We start from the raw sequence: 14,959 nt of genomic DNA, 5'->3' as shown, positions 1-14,959 counted from the left end.
CGATGTTCGGAAAATTAACACTGGATGCAGTGCCATACCACGAACCCATTATCGTGGTTACGGTCGCCGCTATCATCTTAGGTGGTCTGGCACTGGTTGCTGCGATTACCTATTTTGGTAAGTGGCAGTACCTGTGGTCAGAATGGTTCACCTCTATCGACCACAAAAAACTGGGTATCATGTACATCATCATGGCTTTCGTCATGTTGCTGCGCGGCTTTGCCGATGCGGTAATGATGCGTACCCAACAAGTGATGGCTTCCGCTGGGGAAGCCGGCATACTACCGCCGCACCACTACGACCAGATCTTCACCGCTCACGGCGTGATCATGATCTTCTTCGTGGCGATGCCATTCGTGGTAGGTCTGATGAACATCGCGGTACCGCTGCAAATCGGTGCACGTGACGTTGCCTTCCCGTTCCTGAACAACCTGAGCTTCTGGTTTACCGCGATCGGTGTGATCCTGGTGAACATCTCTCTGGGTGTGGGCGAGTTCGCACAGACCGGCTGGTTGGCTTATCCACCGCTTTCGGGTGCGGAGTACAGTCCTGGCGTCGGGGTCGATTACTGGATCTGGAGTCTCCAGCTGTCCGGTATCGGTACGACACTGACCGGTATCAACTTCTTCGTTACCATTCTGAAGATGCGTGCGCCGGGCATGGACCTGTTCAAAATGCCGGTATTCACCTGGGCATCACTGTGTACTAACGTCCTGATCATCGCTGCGTTCCCGGTACTGACCGTTACGCTGGCACTGTTGACGCTTGACCGTTACCTTGGCTTCCATTTCTTCACCAATGAAATGGGCGGTAACATGATGATGTACGTCAACCTGATTTGGGTCTGGGGTCACCCGGAAGTGTACATCCTGGTTCTGCCGGTGTTTGGTGTCTTCGCTGAAGTCACTGCTACCTTCTCTAAAAAGCGTCTGTTCGGTTACACCTCTCTGGTGTGGGCGACCATCGCGATTACCGTCTTGTCGTTCATCGTTTGGCTGCACCACTTCTTCACCATGGGTGCGGGCGCGAACGTAAACGCCTTCTTCGGTATCATGACGATGATCATCGCTATCCCGACCGGCGTGAAAATCTTCAACTGGCTGTTCACCATGTATCAGGGTCGCGTTGAGTTCCACTCAGCGATGCTGTGGACCATCGGCTTCCTGGTTACCTTCTCGATTGGTGGTATGACAGGTGTTCTGTTGGCGGTTCCGGGTGCGGACTTCATTCTGCACAACAGCCTGTTCCTGATCGCGCACTTCCATAACGTGATTATCGGTGGTGTGGTGTTCGGTTGTATGGCTGGCGTGACCTACTGGTTCCCGAAAGCATTCGGCTTCACGCTGAATGAAAAATGGGGCATCCGCGCGTTCTGGTTCTGGATCATCGGCTTCTTCGTGGCATTCATGCCGCTGTATGCGCTGGGCTTCATGGGTATGACGCGTCGTATCAGCCAGGACATCGATCCTCAGTTCCACTCACTGCTGGTCGTTGCAGCAGGCGGTGCGGCGCTGATCGCTTGCGGTATCCTGTGCCAGATTACCCAGTTCTACGTTTCTGTGCGTGACCGCGACCAGAACCGTGACCTGACCGGTGACCCGTGGGGTGGACGTACGCTGGAGTGGGCAACCTCTTCACCGCCGCCGTTCTACAACTTTGCTGTTATCCCTCATATCCACGAGCGCGATGCGTTCTGGGAAATGAAAGAGAAAGGCGAAGCGTACAAGCAGCCAGAAAAATATGAAGAAATTCATATGCCGAAAAACAGCGGCGCAGCCATTGTTATCGCGGCCCTGATGACTGTCTTCGGTTTCGCTATGATCTGGCACATTTGGTGGCTGGCTGGCCTTACCTTCCTGGGCACTATCGTGACCTGGATTGTGAAGAGCTTCGATGAAGACGTGGATTACTACGTACCGGTTGCCGAAGTCGAGCAGATCGAGAAGAAGCACTTTGACGAAATCAGCAAAGCAGGTCTGAAATAATGTCAACTGAAACTGCAAAACACCACCACGACGCCCATGCGGAGCATGGGCATCACGATGCAGGAGCCAATAAGGTCTTTGGCTTCTGGATCTACCTGATGAGTGACTGCATTATCTTCGCAACCCTGTTTGCGACCTATGCAGTAATGGTCAATAACACTGCCGGTGGCCCGGCAGGTAAAGACATCTTCGAACTGCCGTTCGTTCTGGTCGAAACCGCGCTGCTGCTGCTCAGCTCCATTACTTATGGAATGGCAGTGATTGCGATGAACAACCAGAACAAAGGTTCGGTCATCAGCTGGTTAGCCCTGACCTTCCTGTTCGGTGCTGGCTTTATCGGCATGGAAATCTATGAATTCCATCACCTGATCAAAGAAGGCTTCGGTCCTGATCGCAGCGGCTTCCTGTCAGCGTTCTTCACGCTGGTCGGCACGCACGGTCTGCACGTGACCTCTGGCCTGATCTGGATGGCAGTGATGATGTTCCAGATTTCTAAACGTGGTCTGACTGCAACCAACCGCACCCGTATCATGTGCCTGAGCTTGTTCTGGCACTTCCTGGATGTGGTTTGGATCTGCGTATTCACCGTTGTCTACCTGATGGGAGCCATGTAATGAGTCATTCTGTTAACGAACATGGCGCTTCGCACGGTAGCGTGAAGTCTTACATGATCGGCTTCGTCCTCTCTATCATCCTGACCGGTATTCCGTTCTGGATGGTAATGGATGGCGGCGCTTCACACGGCACTATTCTGGGTGTGGTTCTGGTGTGTGCGGTAGTTCAGGTGCTGGTTCACCTCGTCTACTTCCTGCACTTAGACAGCAAATCAGAAGGTGGCTGGAACATGGTGGCCATCGTCTTCTCAGCACTCATTATCTTGATTGTTGTTGTAGGCTCACTGTGGATTATGTGGAACCTCAACTACAACATGATGGCCCACTAAAGAGTCGCGTAATGATTAAGCAATACCTGCAAGTAACAAAACCAGGAATTATTTTCGGCAATTTAATTTCTGTGATCGGTGGATTCCTGCTGGCTTCGAAAGGCAGCATTGATTACACCCTGTTTCTCGCCTCGCTGGTTGGCGTATCGCTGGTTGTCGCATCAGGTTGTGTTTTCAACAACGTGATTGACCGCGATATCGATATCAAAATGGAGAGAACGCGGAACCGTGTTCTGGTCAAAGGCCTGATCTCGGCGAAAGTAAGCCTGGTTTATGCAACCGCATTGGGTATTGCTGGCTTTGCGTTGCTGTATTTCGGCGCTAACCCGCTGGCCATGTGGCTGGCGGTGATGGGCTTCGTGGTTTACGTAGGCGTTTACAGCCTCTATATGAAGCGTAACTCTGTCTACGGCACACTGATTGGTAGTCTCTCTGGCGCTGCGCCGCCTGTGATTGGCTACTGCGCAGTGACCAACCAGTTTGATGCTGGCGCGTTGATTTTACTGGCTATCTTTAGCCTGTGGCAGATGCCGCACTCCTATGCGATTGCCATCTTCCGCTTTAAAGATTACCAGGCTGCCAACATTCCGGTTCTGCCGGTGGTGAAAGGCATCTCAGTGGCAAAAAATCATATTACGCTATATATCCTGGCGTTCATGATTGCCACGCTGATGCTGACCCTTGGCGGTTACGCGGGCTACAAATATCTGGTGGTGGCTGCGGCCGTTAGCGTGTGGTGGCTCGGCATGGCACTTTCTGGTTACAAAACCTCAAACGACAAAGTTTGGGCGCGTAAACTGTTTGTGTTCTCGATTGTCGCTATCACCGCCCTGAGCGTGATGATGTCGGTTGATTTCATGACGCCAGCGTCGAAAGATTTGCTGACTTACGTCTGGTAATTCAGCTCCGCAAAACCAGAAAGGGCGCGAATTTCGCGCCCTTTCTTTTTGTTACCACTGCTTAAGAACAAATGTTTTACCCGCCCTGCCCTGCTGCCTAGAATGGGCGCAGTATAATTTTGAGGTAAACATGAACGACAATAAAATGACGCCAGTAGAGCTTCGCGCTACATGGGGTTTAGGTACCGTTTTTTCCCTGCGCATGCTGGGAATGTTTATGGTCTTGCCGGTACTCACCACGTACGGCATGGCGTTACAGGGCGCCAGTGAAACACTGATTGGTCTCGCAATCGGTATCTATGGTTTGGCACAAGCCATCTTCCAGATTCCATTTGGTCTGCTCTCCGATCGCGTCGGCCGTAAGCCACTGATCGTCGGCGGACTGCTGCTGTTCGTTTTCGGCAGTGTTATTGCTGCCACCTCCGACACCATTTGGGGCGTGATTTTAGGCCGCGCATTACAAGGTTCCGGCGCGATCGCCGCTGCGGTAATGGCGTTGCTGTCGGACTTAACCCGTGAACAGAACCGCACCAAAGCGATGGCGTTTATCGGCATCAGCTTTGGCGTTACCTTTGCCATTGCCATGGTAGTTGGCCCGATTGTCACCCACGCGCTCGGCTTGCATGCGCTGTTCTGGATGATCGCTATCCTCGCGACGCTTGGCATCGTCATCACCTTATTAGTGGTACCGAATGCGCCGAACCACGTATTGAACCGCGAATCTGGCATGGTGAAAGGCAGCATCCGTGCGGTGCTGACCAATCCAAAACTATTAAAACTGAATATCGGCATTCTCTGCCTGCACATTCTGTTGATGTCGAGCTTCGTGGCGCTGCCGGGACAGTTTGAGCAAGCCGGTTTACCGGCGGCAGAACACTGGAAAGTTTATCTGGTGACGATGCTGGTGGCGTTTGTCGCCGTAGTGCCTTTCATTATCTATGCCGAAGTGAAGCGCCGCATGAAGCGCGTGTTCGTTGGCTGCGTGGCGATCATCATCATCGCGGAAATCGTACTATGGGGCGCGGCAGGCCACTTCTGGACGCTGGTGATTGGCGTGCAGCTGTTCTTCCTCGCCTTCAACCTGATGGAAGCGATTCTGCCATCGCTGATCAGTAAAGAGTCGCCGCCGGGCTATAAAGGCACCGCGATGGGCATCTACTCCACCAGCCAGTTCATTGGCGTGGCGATTGGCGGCAGCATGGGCGGATGGATCTATGGTCATGTAGATGCACAAACCGTATTCCTGGTCGGCGCGATTGTCGCTGCTGCCTGGCTGTTTGTGGCAATGTCGATGCAGGAACCACCGTACGTCAGCAGCCTGCGCATTATGCTCAGTGATGCGGTGCTGGCGGTGCCGAATCTTGAGAAACGATTAAAAGCGCAGCCCGGCGTGGCGTCGGTGTTTATCGTGCCGGAAGAGAAAAGTGCCTACATCAAAATCGACAGTAAAGTGACGAGCCGCGTCGAACTTGAAGCGCTGCTCGCCAGCTGTTAAATGACAAGCCCGACCACTGCGTCGGGCTTTTTGTTACAGCGACATATCCACCACAATACGCCCTTCAATCTTGCCAGCGTGCATACGCGCGAAGATATCGTTGATGTTAGTCAGCGGTTCAACCGCCACGGTGGCTTTCACCTTGTGACGACCGGCGAAATCCAGAGCTTCCTGCAGATCTTTGCGCGTACCCACGATGGAACCGCGCACCGTGATGCCATCCAGCACCATATTGAAGATCGACAGATCGAATTTGCCCGGCGGCAAGCCGTTCAGCACCATGGTGCCGCCACGACGCAGCGTACCAATCGCCTGTTCGAACGCTTTCGGGGAAACTGCCGTCACCAGCACACCATGCGCGCCGCCGAAACTCTCCTGGAACACTTTGGCCGGATCGACATTTTTCGCATTCGCTACCACGCTGGCACCGAGACGTTTAGCAAACTCAAGCTTCTCATCATCGATATCCACCGCCGCCACGTTCAGGCCCATCGCCACGGCGTACTGCACCGCCATATGCCCTAAACCACCAATACCCGAAATCACCACCCAATCGCCAGGTTTGGTGTCGGTCATTTTCAACCCTTTATACACGGTGACGCCCGCACAGAGGATCGGCGCGATTTCGTTGTAGTCGACGTTATCCGGGATGATGCCGACATAGTTGGCATCGGCGAGGCAATATTCCGCGAAGCTGCCATTCACTGAGTAACCGGCATTTTGCTGCGATAAACACAGCGTTTCCCAGCTATCCAGACAATGTTCACAGTGGCCGCACGCCGAATAGAGCCACGGTACGCCAACGCGATCGCCCATTTTCAGGTGCTTAACGCCCTCGCCCAGCGCCACAACCTGGCCCACACCTTCATGGCCCGGAATAAACGGCGGATTAGGTTTTATCGGCCAGTCGCCTTCGGCTGCGTGGAGATCGGTATGGCACACGCCGGTAGCCGCGATTTTCACCAAAATCTGCCCCGGCCCGACCTGCGGCACCGGCACCTGCTCAATCACTAACGGTTCACCAAAAGACTTCACAACAGCGGCTTTCATGGTGGTTTTGATTTGCATATTCATCTTTCACTCTCCATTTGATCGGATGCGGACTTAGAACAGGCCCAAAGGCGCGGTGCCATAGCTGACCAGCAGATTTTTGGTTTGTTGATAGGCGCTGAGCGCCATCTTGTGCGTCTCACGGCCAACACCCGATTGCTTATAGCCGCCGAATGCCGCGTGAGCGGGATAGATGTGATAGCAGTTGGTCCAGACGCGACCGGCTTTTATGCCGCGTCCCATGCGATAAGCCAGATTGGTATCGCGCGTCCACACGCCCGCGCCAAGGCCAAACTGGGTTTCATTGGCGATGGCGAGGGCTTCTGCTTCATCCTTAAAAGTAGTGACACCAATCACCGGTCCAAAAATTTCCTCCTGGAAACAGCGCATCTGGTTAGTTCCTTTGATTAAGGTCGGCTGAATGTAGAATCCGTCATTCAGTTCTGCGGCCACGCTAGCGCGATCGCCACCGGTGAGAATCTGACCGCCTTCGTCGCGAGCGATGTTGATATATGACAGGATTTTGTCGAATTGCTGGCGCGAAGCCTGCGCGCCAATCATGGTGTCGGTATCGAGCGGATCGCCACGACGAATGTTGGCCACCTTCGCCATCACGCGATCCATAAAGGGTTGATAGATCGATTCGTGAATCAAAGCGCGTGACGGACAGGTACAGACTTCGCCCTGATTAAAGAAGCCGAGCACTAACCCTTCCACCGCTTTCTCAATAAACTCATCCTCGCCGTCCATTACATCGGCGAAGTAGATATTCGGCGACTTGCCGCCCAGCTCAACGGTACAAGGAATGATGTTTTCAGCAGCGCAGGCCATAATGTGACGACCAACTGGCGTTGAACCGGTAAAGGCGATTTTGGCGATGCGTTTACTGGTCGCCAGCGCTTCACCCGCTTCACGACCAAAGCCCTGCACCACATTCAACACGCCAGCCGGGAACAGATCGCCAATCACCTCCATCAGCAGCGTAATGCCCAGCGGCGTCTGTTCTGCCGGTTTCAGCACCACACAGTTCCCCGCCGCCAGCGCCGGCGCCAATTTCCACGCCGCCATTAACAACGGGAAGTTCCACGGAATGATCTGCCCAACCACGCCGAGCGGCTCATGGAAGTGATACGCAACAGTGGTTTCATCGATCTCCGCAGTGCTGCCCTCTTGCGCCCGCAGGCAACCGGCGAAATAACGGAAGTGATCCACCGCCAGCGGCAGATCGGCATTCAGGGTTTCGCGGATCGGTTTCCCGTTATCCCAACTCTCCGCCACCGCCAGTTTTTCAAGATTGGCCTCGATACGATCCGCCACCTGCAGCAGGATGTTGGCGCGATGCTGCACGCTGGTTTTTCCCCAGGCATCGGCCGCCTGATGCGCCGCGTCCAGCGCTAAATCGATATCGCGCGCATCCGAACGCGGGAACTGCGCGATATCGCTGCCATTCACTGGCGAGGTGTTGGTGAAGTATTGGCCGCTGAGCGGCTCGACGAATTTGCCCGCAATGTAGTTGCCGTAAGTCGCCTGAAATGAAACCAAAGCGCCGGGCGTGCCGGGATGTGCATAACGCATCGCAAACTCCTTTATGTAGGGTCAGATAATCTGAAGGCTCAGTCGCCATTCAGAGAACGTGCTGTCAAAGGAGCTATTGCAGCGGGCGTGCCAGCTTTTTTCATCAGCTGATCATTTGAAAAAATATAAATTTAATCATTAAGTTATAAACCCACACACGGCTTGATTTGCAGATGTTGTGCAGAAAAGTTCACCATCTGTGTTGCGTATCGCAACAGTACAGAAACCGACCCGCTACAATGCTGCAACTCTTTCGCTTGGGCATGAGGTCATCAATGCAGGGAAATCCATCCGCGTCTGCCGTTAACGCCAATCCGCTGTTAAGCGACTCCTGGTTTCGTAGCCAGCTGTATGGTCTCGATCGCACCGCCGATGATTTTCCTCGTGTTCGCCAGGGTGAACTGGCCGATGTGCTCGCCAGCAATGCCGGGCTACAGCAGTTCGCGCAGCCAGTGATCAAACAGCTGGCGCAGAAACTGGCCGAGAAGCAATCGGTGGTGATTCTGTCGGATGCCACCGGTTTGGTGCTTAATACCTTTGGCGATATGCCTTCGATGGAAAAAGCCCAACGTTATGCGCTGGCTCCGGGCAATTTGTGGAGTGAATGCGGGCGTGGCACCAATGCGATTGGCACCGCGCTGGCGATTGATGACGGCTGCGAAATTGAAGGTCATCAGCACTTCCTGACGCTCAACCAAGGCTTGTACTGCGCGGCGATGCCGCTGCAAATGCCGAACGGCCAAATTGCTGGCGTGCTGGATATTTCCGGCCCGGCGCACTTCCCGCATCCGCAAACCTTTAATTGGGTGAAAGCGGCGGCGAAACAGATCGAATACCTGTGGGTAAAACAGAGCCTGCACCCGCAGCAATGGTTGATGAGCCTGCATCTGCAGCCACAAGGCATCGATACCAGCGATGAGCTGCTGCTGGTGTTCTCGGACAATGTTCTGACTGCCGCTAATCGTCTGGCGATGCGCGAACTGGCGCTGAGCGTCGAACAACTTGGCAGCGTGACCTTCCAGCAACTGTTCCCGCAACAGCAGCAGCAAGCCAACACCATTCCCGTTCCGCTCGATTACGCCGCGCAGCGCTACTATTTCCGCCTGCGTGCGCCGCAGCGCAGCCATTTTGCCACGCCGAGCGAACCCGCCAGCGATCTGCCCTTCTCGCTGGGTCGCGATGGCGAGAAGATGGTGCGGCTGCTCAATGCCGGCGTTTCACTGTGCATTCACGGCGAAACCGGCAGCGGCAAAGAGTATGTCAGCCGTGCACTGCATCAGCAGAGTCGCTGGCGCGAAGGCAAATTCGTGGCCATTAACTGCGCGGCTATCCCCGAAGCGTTGATTGAATCTGAGCTGTTTGGCTATCAACCTGGCGCGTTCACCGGTGCGAGCAAGAATGGCTATATCGGCAAAATCCGTGAAGCGGATGGCGGCGTGCTGTTTCTCGATGAAATTGGCGATATGCCGCTGGCGCTGCAAACCCGCTTGCTACGCGTGTTGCAGGAGAAAGAGGTGGCGCCGCTCGGCTCCAGCCGCAGCTGGCCGGTGAATTTTGCGGTGATCAGCGCCACGCACCGCGATTTGGCACAACGCGTTGCCGAAGGCGAATTCCGCGAAGATTTGCTCTATCGCCTGCAGGAATTCTCGATGACCATTCCGCCACTGCGCGACTGGCCGGATGTAGAGGGTTTTATCAGCCGTTTATGGCTGGAGCTCGGCGGCGCGGATCGAGATATTCAGCTTTCACCTGCTTTATTAACAGCACTGGCACAGCTGCCGTGGCCGGGCAACGTGCGGCAATTGCGCAGCTTGTTACGCGTGCTGCTGGCGCTGGCGGATGAAGGTGAGGAAGTAACTGAGGTGCATTTGCCGGCCGAGTATCGTCGCGCGGCGTTGCCGCCACAGCCCGATCGGCAGAGTCATGATGAACGATTGATCAGCGAAACGCTGCAGCGCTTTAATGGCAACATCAGTAAAACGGCGGAAGCCTTGGGCGTCGCGCGCAGCACGCTTTATCGTCGTGCGGCGCGCGACAAACGCGATTAGTCGCGGAAGTTTTTGAACTGGAAAGGCTGACCAAGGTTGCCACCGCGCACCAGCGCCATCGCACCTTGCAGATCGTCGCGTGACTTACCGGTTACGCGCAGTTCTTCACCCTGAATCTGCGTCTGCACTTTCAGCTTGCTATCTTTAATCAGCTTCACCAGCTTTTTCGCGATATCGCTTTCGATACCTTTCTTCAGCTTGGCTTCCACCGACCAGCTTTTACCGCTGTGCACAATCTCTTCTGGCACTTCAATCGCCGCGCCTTCAATGCCACGCTTCAGCAGCTTTTCGCGCAGAATATCCACCAGCTGCTTTACCTGAAAATCAGATTCGCTGCTGAGTTTGATGGTCTCATTCTTTTCGTTGAGCTCAATGGTTGCGCTCACGTTACGGAAATCGAAACGGGTTGAGATCTCGCGGCTCGCATTCTCCACGGCATTTCGCACTTCCGACAATTCGACTTCGGAAACGATATCGAAAGATGGCATCTTTTCTTCTCCTGATACTAAAGTGACATGCATAATACGCGTCTTGTGGCGCTAATAAAACACGATACATGGAAAGCTATACTTACTCGTAACGTGAAAACAGGAACCCGCCCACGGGAGGCAAAATGAAAATTACCGTGTTGGGGTGTGGCGCCTTAGGTCAAATTTGGCTCGCCGCTCTCGCCCGTCAGGGACATGAGGTGCAGGGTTGGTTACGTGTGCCGCAGCCGTATTGCTCCGCCAACGTGGTCGATCCACAAGGCCTGGTGAGCAATCACACCTTTATCGCCAACGATCCGCTGTTCCTCGCCGAAAGCCAGCTGTTACTGGTGACGCTCAAAGCGCCGCAGGTTTCTCCTGCAGTGAAAAACCTGCAAAGCGTGCTGCCGACGCACGCGCCGATTCTGCTGCTGCATAACGGCATGGGAACGCTGGAAGAGTTGAAAGATCTGCGTCAGCCGCTGCTGCGCGGCATCACCACACATGCCGCGATGCGCGATGGCACGGTGATCAAACACATCGCGCACGGCATCACGCACATTGGCCCAGCTAATCGCGAGAGCGCCGCGCTGAGTGATATCGCCGATATTCTGCATCAGGCGCTGCCGGATGTGGCCTGGCATGACAACATCGCCGCCGCCAGCTGGCGCAAGCTGGCCATCAACTGCGTAATCAATCCAATGACCGTTGAGCACGATTGCCAGAACGGTGCGCTGCGTGCCTGGCCGGAACAAATAGCAATGCTGTGCGAAGAGATCGCCTGGGTGATGGAGCGCGAAGGCCAGCACATGGCGGTGGATAATCTGCGCGACATTATTTACGACGTGATCGATAGCACCGCTGCCAATACCTCATCGATGCTGCAGGATGTGCGGGCGCAGCGCCTGACCGAAATTGATTACATCACCGGTTACCTGTTGCGTCGAGCCCGCGCGCAGGGCATTTCACTGCCGGAAAATACCCGTTTGTACGATCTGATTAAACGTAAGGAGTCCCACTATGAGCGCGAACGCATCGGTTCTGGTTTGCCTGGCACATGGAAGTGAAGAGACCGAAGCGGTCACCACTATCGATTTGCTGGTCCGCGGCGGATTAAGCGTCACCACCGCCAGCGTGGAGAGCGATGGCACGCGTGAGATCGTCTGTTCGCGCGGTGTGCGGCTGCTGGCGGATGCGCCGTTGGTTGAGGTCGCGGATAACGACTACGATGCGATTGTACTGCCCGGCGGTTTGAAAGGCGCGGAAACTTTCCGCGACAGCCCGCTGCTGGTGGAAACCGTGCGCCAGTTCCATCTCTCCAGCAAAATTGTGGCGGCGATTTGTGCCGCGCCGGGCACGGTTTTGGTCGCGCACGATCTGTTTCCCGTCGGCAATATGACCGGTTTTCCCGGCCTGCGTGACACCATTCCAGACAGTAAATGGATGGAGCGCCGCGTGGTGTGGGATCCGCGCGTTAATCTGCTGACCAGCCAGGGACCGGGCACCGCGATTGATTTTGCGTTGAAGCTGATTGATTTGCTGGTGGATAAAGAGACCGCGCGTGAAGTCGCTTCACAGCTGGTGCTGGCGGCGGGAATTTATAATTATCAGGAGTTTGAAGAGAGTTAATTGGCAGAGGTCGCCATAAATGGCGACCCTACTTATTACGGGCGATAAACTTTTACGTTTTTGAAGCCCTGCTCGTGCAGATAGAGCGCCTGCAGGCGACTCATCACACCGCGATCACAATACAGCAGCCAAGTTTTGCTCTGATCCAGATCGCCAAACTGGGTGCTGAGTTTGTAGAACGCCAGGGTTTTCACCTCAACGCCTTCAACTTCCAGCGGCTTTGCTTCCTGCTCATCGGCCGAACGGATATCCAGTACTACGTCGTTGCTGGTGAAAGAGTCAACGGTTTCAACTTCCACCACTTCTTCTTCCGTCTGCTCAGCGATTTCACGGATATCGACGTTGCTGGCTTCCTGCACCACGCGATTAAGAATCTCGAAATCGAAGTTTTGCTCTTCCGCTTCGATCTTGCCCTTCACCGCTTTAACAGTTGGGCTTTTCGAAATCACGCCGCAATATTCTGGCATGGTACGGGCAAAATCTTCGGTGCCGATCTTACGCGCCACATCAATGATGTGCTCTTTGTCATGGGAAATCAGCGGACGCAGAATCAGCGTATCGGAGGCGTTATCGATCAAACGCAGGTTAGTCAGCGTCTGGCTGGAAACCTGGCCCAGCGCTTCGCCGGTCACCAGCGCCTGCACGCCGTAACGTTCCGCCACCATCGACGCCGCACGCACCATCATGCGCTTCAGCACCACGCCCATTTGGCCGTCGTCTACTTTCTCCAGAATCTCACCCACTACCGGCTCGAAGTTGATCGCCACGAAACGTACGCGGTGCGAACGACCAAAGCGCTGCCACAGGTAATGCGCAACCTGACGCACGCCAATCTCGTGTGCCGCACCGCCAAGGTTGAAGAAGCAGTAATGCACGCGGCAGCCGCGACGCATCAGCATGTAGCTCGACACGCCAGAGTCGAAACCACCGGAAATCAGTGACAGAACATCTTCCTGGGTACCAATCGGGAAACCGCCTAAGCCTTCATAGCGTGCGGTGATCAGCAACAGGCGATCGTCTTCAATCTCCAGATTCACCGTTTCATCCGGGCGATTGAGCTGCACGCGCGCGCTGGCGATGTGCTGATTAAGGCCGCCGCCAACGTAGCGTTCCACGTCCTGTGAGCTGAAGCTGTGCTTGCCGCGACGCTTCACGCGCACGCAGAAGCTTTTGCCTTCCAGACGCTCGCGGTTCAATACCAGCGTCTGCTCGAAGATATCGTGCATATCGGTATAGGCGCGGTCTTCCACCGCCAGCACATGGTGAATACCCGGAATGCGCGTTAATTCGGTAACGATGGTTTCACGCAGCGACTCATTTTTGGAACGCAATTCGATGTGGTCCCAGTGACGCACCACTTTGATGTCTTCATCGACAGTGCGCAGAATATTACGAATGCTGCTGGTGAGAATTTTGATAAAGCGCAGACGCACCGACTGACTTTTGATGGTGATTTCTGGGAACAGCTTGATGATAAACTTCATGGCGACAGGGGTTCGTTTGGGCAAATAAGTGCTAAAAGCATCGGCACTTAGCTGTTAAAATCATATAATTGCGGGTTGATTCAGGAGCCCCCGCATCCGAGGCGCAAAAGTATATCACCTTTGCTGGGTGACTGCTTCTGCAACCGCAGTCACATTCATTATTTTGCTAATTAATCCCTGTCGGCTACCATGACCGATTGCAAGATAATGTCCTAACCTGTGAGTCGACACTGATTATGCCGAAAAAAGCCGAAGCGCCTGCCAGTTTTGAAAGCGCATTGCAGCAGCTGGAACAGATTGTCAGCCGTCTGGAAAGTGGCGAGCTGCCGCTGGAGCAGGCGCTGAACGAATTCGAACGCGGCGTACAATTGGCACGTACCGGTCAGCAAACCCTGCAGCAGGCAGAGCAGCGCGTGCAGATCCTGCTCAGCGACGAGAAAGATGCCGCCCTCGCCCCTTTTACCCCGGAAAATGAGTAATGGATTTCGCTAAACTGCTGAGCGCGTACCATCAACGCGTCAATCAGGCCTTGACGCGCTTAATAGATCCACTTCCTTTTCAGAGTTCTCCTCTGGTTAATGCCATGGAGTATGGGGCATTATTAGGCGGTAAACGTCTGCGTCCCTTTCTGGTGTACGCAACAGGCGAAATGCTAAAGGCCGATGCGGCCAGCCTGGATGTGCCGGCTGCTGCCGTGGAATGCATCCATGCTTATTCCCTGATTCATGACGATCTGCCGGCGATGGATGACGATGCGTTACGCCGCGGGCAGCCAACCTGCCATATAAAATATGGTGAAGACACGGCGATTCTCGCCGGCGATGCTCTGCAAACTCTGGCCTTTTCGATTCTGGCCGATCAGCCAATGCCTGGCGTCAACGCCGAAGCGCGTATTGCGATGATTTCCGAACTGGCGCAGGCCAGCGGCGTGGCAGGTATGTGCGGCGGTCAGGCGTTGGATTTGGCGGCGGAAGGCAAAAGTATCGATCTGGCGCAGCTGGAACAGATTCACCGTCATAAAACCGGCGCGTTAATTCGTGCAGCGGTACGTCTTGGCGCATTAGCCGCCGGCGAGCGTGGCCGCGCCGCGTTGCCGGTGCTGGATACCTACGCCAACGCCATCGGACTGGCGTTTCAGGTGCAGGATGACATCCTCGATGTGGTCGGCGATACCGCCGTGTTAGGGAAAACACAGGGCTCAGATCAGGCATTGGGTAAAAGCACCTATCCTGCACTGATGGGGCTGGAAAATGCCCGTAGTAAAGCCTGGGATCTTTATCAAGAGGCGCTCGGCGCGCTCGATATTCTGGCGGCACAGTCTTACAACACAATCGCCTTACAAGCGCTGGCAAGCTTCATAATTGAACGCGATAAATAACTTTCA

Annotated in this window: 14 protein-coding genes; 10 read left to right on the top strand and 4 right to left on the bottom strand. The window is 54.7% G+C overall.

Annotation, left to right across the window (positions count from 1 at the left end):
* Positions 1–2 precede the first annotated feature (2 nt).
* The 5 genes from cyoB (at position 3) to ACXIZX_RS04160 (ending at position 5,322) form a co-directional block, all read left to right on the top strand.
* A complete protein-coding gene (cyoB, locus tag ACXIZX_RS04180) occupies positions 3–1,985 on the top strand; it encodes a cytochrome o ubiquinol oxidase subunit I (protein ID WP_008103943.1) in 1,983 nt (660 codons plus the stop codon).
* Positions 1,985–2,599, top strand: a complete 615-nt coding sequence (locus tag ACXIZX_RS04175) for a cytochrome o ubiquinol oxidase subunit III (protein WP_007886985.1) — start codon at positions 1,985–1,987, stop codon at positions 2,597–2,599. The genes cyoB and ACXIZX_RS04175 overlap by 1 nt, the downstream gene beginning before the upstream one ends.
* The gene (locus ACXIZX_RS04170; RefSeq protein ID WP_007886986.1) at positions 2,599–2,928 is read left to right on the top strand and encodes a cytochrome o ubiquinol oxidase subunit IV; all 330 of its coding nucleotides are present in this window, start codon (positions 2,599–2,601) and stop codon (positions 2,926–2,928) included. The genes ACXIZX_RS04175 and ACXIZX_RS04170 overlap by 1 nt, the downstream gene beginning before the upstream one ends.
* 11 nt (positions 2,929–2,939) lie before the next feature.
* Positions 2,940–3,827: a heme o synthase gene (cyoE, locus tag ACXIZX_RS04165; RefSeq protein ID WP_008103945.1), complete on the top strand. Its 888-nt coding sequence runs from the start codon at positions 2,940–2,942 to the stop codon at positions 3,825–3,827.
* Positions 3,828–3,957: 130 nt separating this feature from the next.
* Complete coding sequence (locus ACXIZX_RS04160) at positions 3,958–5,322, top strand: MFS transporter (protein WP_008103947.1); 1,365 nt, start codon at positions 3,958–3,960, stop codon at positions 5,320–5,322.
* Between the two features lie 33 nt (positions 5,323–5,355).
* On the opposite strand, the gene adhP is transcribed toward ACXIZX_RS04160, so the two are convergent.
* Positions 5,356–6,396 carry an alcohol dehydrogenase AdhP gene (adhP, locus tag ACXIZX_RS04155; protein WP_061717460.1) on the bottom strand — a complete coding sequence of 347 codons (1,041 nt, stop codon included), beginning with the start codon at positions 6,394–6,396 and terminating at the stop codon, positions 5,356–5,358.
* Between the two features lie 30 nt (positions 6,397–6,426).
* Positions 6,427–7,947 (bottom strand): acetaldehyde dehydrogenase ExaC, encoded by a 1,521-nt coding sequence (exaC, locus tag ACXIZX_RS04150; RefSeq protein ID WP_154153606.1) that lies wholly within the window; start codon positions 7,945–7,947, stop codon positions 6,427–6,429.
* 275 nt (positions 7,948–8,222) lie between these two features.
* On the opposite strand from exaC, the gene ACXIZX_RS04145 reads away from it, so the two are divergent.
* Complete coding sequence (locus ACXIZX_RS04145; RefSeq protein WP_479403640.1) at positions 8,223–9,995, top strand: sigma-54-dependent Fis family transcriptional regulator; 1,773 nt, start codon at positions 8,223–8,225, stop codon at positions 9,993–9,995.
* On the opposite strand, the gene ACXIZX_RS04140 is transcribed toward ACXIZX_RS04145, so the two are convergent.
* Positions 9,992–10,483 carry a YajQ family cyclic di-GMP-binding protein gene (locus ACXIZX_RS04140; RefSeq protein ID WP_008103954.1) on the bottom strand — a complete coding sequence of 164 codons (492 nt, stop codon included), beginning with the start codon at positions 10,481–10,483 and terminating at the stop codon, positions 9,992–9,994. The two genes, ACXIZX_RS04145 and ACXIZX_RS04140, sit on opposite strands and share 4 nt — an antisense overlap.
* 125 nt (positions 10,484–10,608) lie before the next feature.
* Here ACXIZX_RS04140 and panE point away from each other — a divergent pair, with 125 nt between their 5' ends.
* Positions 10,609–11,529, top strand: a complete 921-nt coding sequence (gene panE / locus ACXIZX_RS04135; RefSeq protein ID WP_479403639.1) for a 2-dehydropantoate 2-reductase — start codon at positions 10,609–10,611, stop codon at positions 11,527–11,529.
* Positions 11,483–12,091, top strand: a complete 609-nt coding sequence (yajL, locus tag ACXIZX_RS04130; RefSeq protein WP_479403638.1) for a protein deglycase YajL — start codon at positions 11,483–11,485, stop codon at positions 12,089–12,091. The genes panE and yajL overlap by 47 nt, the downstream gene beginning before the upstream one ends.
* 35 nt (positions 12,092–12,126) lie before the next feature.
* Here yajL and thiI read toward each other — a convergent pair whose 3' ends face one another.
* Positions 12,127–13,575 carry a tRNA uracil 4-sulfurtransferase ThiI gene (thiI, locus tag ACXIZX_RS04125; protein WP_154153612.1) on the bottom strand — a complete coding sequence of 483 codons (1,449 nt, stop codon included), beginning with the start codon at positions 13,573–13,575 and terminating at the stop codon, positions 12,127–12,129.
* Between the two features lie 236 nt (positions 13,576–13,811).
* Here thiI and xseB point away from each other — a divergent pair, with 236 nt between their 5' ends.
* Complete coding sequence (gene xseB, locus ACXIZX_RS04120; RefSeq protein ID WP_176971261.1) at positions 13,812–14,054, top strand: exodeoxyribonuclease VII small subunit; 243 nt, start codon at positions 13,812–13,814, stop codon at positions 14,052–14,054.
* Positions 14,054–14,953, top strand: coding sequence for a (2E,6E)-farnesyl diphosphate synthase (gene ispA / locus ACXIZX_RS04115; protein WP_008103965.1), 900 nt, complete (start codon positions 14,054–14,056; stop codon positions 14,951–14,953). Before xseB ends, ispA begins: the two co-directional genes overlap by 1 nt.
* Positions 14,954–14,959: the final 6 nt, after the last annotated feature.

The sequence above is a fragment of the Candidatus Pantoea symbiotica genome (genome assembly GCF_056491525.1).
This window is presented reverse-complemented; position numbering and strand designations above follow the sequence as displayed.

Bases quoted from the DNA above. Each gene is read 5' to 3' on its own strand.
- ACXIZX_RS04140 (WP_008103954.1), bottom strand. From the start codon at position 10,483: ATGCCATCTTTCGATATCGTTTCCGAAGTCGAATTGTCGGAAGTGCGA.
- ispA (WP_008103965.1), top strand. From the start codon at position 14,054: ATGGATTTCGCTAAACTGCTGAGCGCGTACCATCAACGCGTCAATCAG.
- thiI (WP_154153612.1), bottom strand. From the start codon at position 13,575: ATGAAGTTTATCATCAAGCTGTTCCCAGAAATCACCATCAAAAGTCAG.
- ACXIZX_RS04170 (WP_007886986.1), top strand. From the start codon at position 2,599: ATGAGTCATTCTGTTAACGAACATGGCGCTTCGCACGGTAGCGTGAAG.
- cyoB (WP_008103943.1), top strand. From the start codon at position 3: ATGTTCGGAAAATTAACACTGGATGCAGTGCCATACCACGAACCCATT.
- xseB (WP_176971261.1), top strand. From the start codon at position 13,812: ATGCCGAAAAAAGCCGAAGCGCCTGCCAGTTTTGAAAGCGCATTGCAG.
- yajL (WP_479403638.1), top strand. From the start codon at position 11,483: ATGAGCGCGAACGCATCGGTTCTGGTTTGCCTGGCACATGGAAGTGAA.
- ACXIZX_RS04160 (WP_008103947.1), top strand. From the start codon at position 3,958: ATGAACGACAATAAAATGACGCCAGTAGAGCTTCGCGCTACATGGGGT.
- ACXIZX_RS04145 (WP_479403640.1), top strand. From the start codon at position 8,223: ATGCAGGGAAATCCATCCGCGTCTGCCGTTAACGCCAATCCGCTGTTA.
- ACXIZX_RS04175 (WP_007886985.1), top strand. From the start codon at position 1,985: ATGTCAACTGAAACTGCAAAACACCACCACGACGCCCATGCGGAGCAT.
- exaC (WP_154153606.1), bottom strand. From the start codon at position 7,947: ATGCGTTATGCACATCCCGGCACGCCCGGCGCTTTGGTTTCATTTCAG.
- cyoE (WP_008103945.1), top strand. From the start codon at position 2,940: ATGATTAAGCAATACCTGCAAGTAACAAAACCAGGAATTATTTTCGGC.
- panE (WP_479403639.1), top strand. From the start codon at position 10,609: ATGAAAATTACCGTGTTGGGGTGTGGCGCCTTAGGTCAAATTTGGCTC.
- adhP (WP_061717460.1), bottom strand. From the start codon at position 6,396: ATGAATATGCAAATCAAAACCACCATGAAAGCCGCTGTTGTGAAGTCT.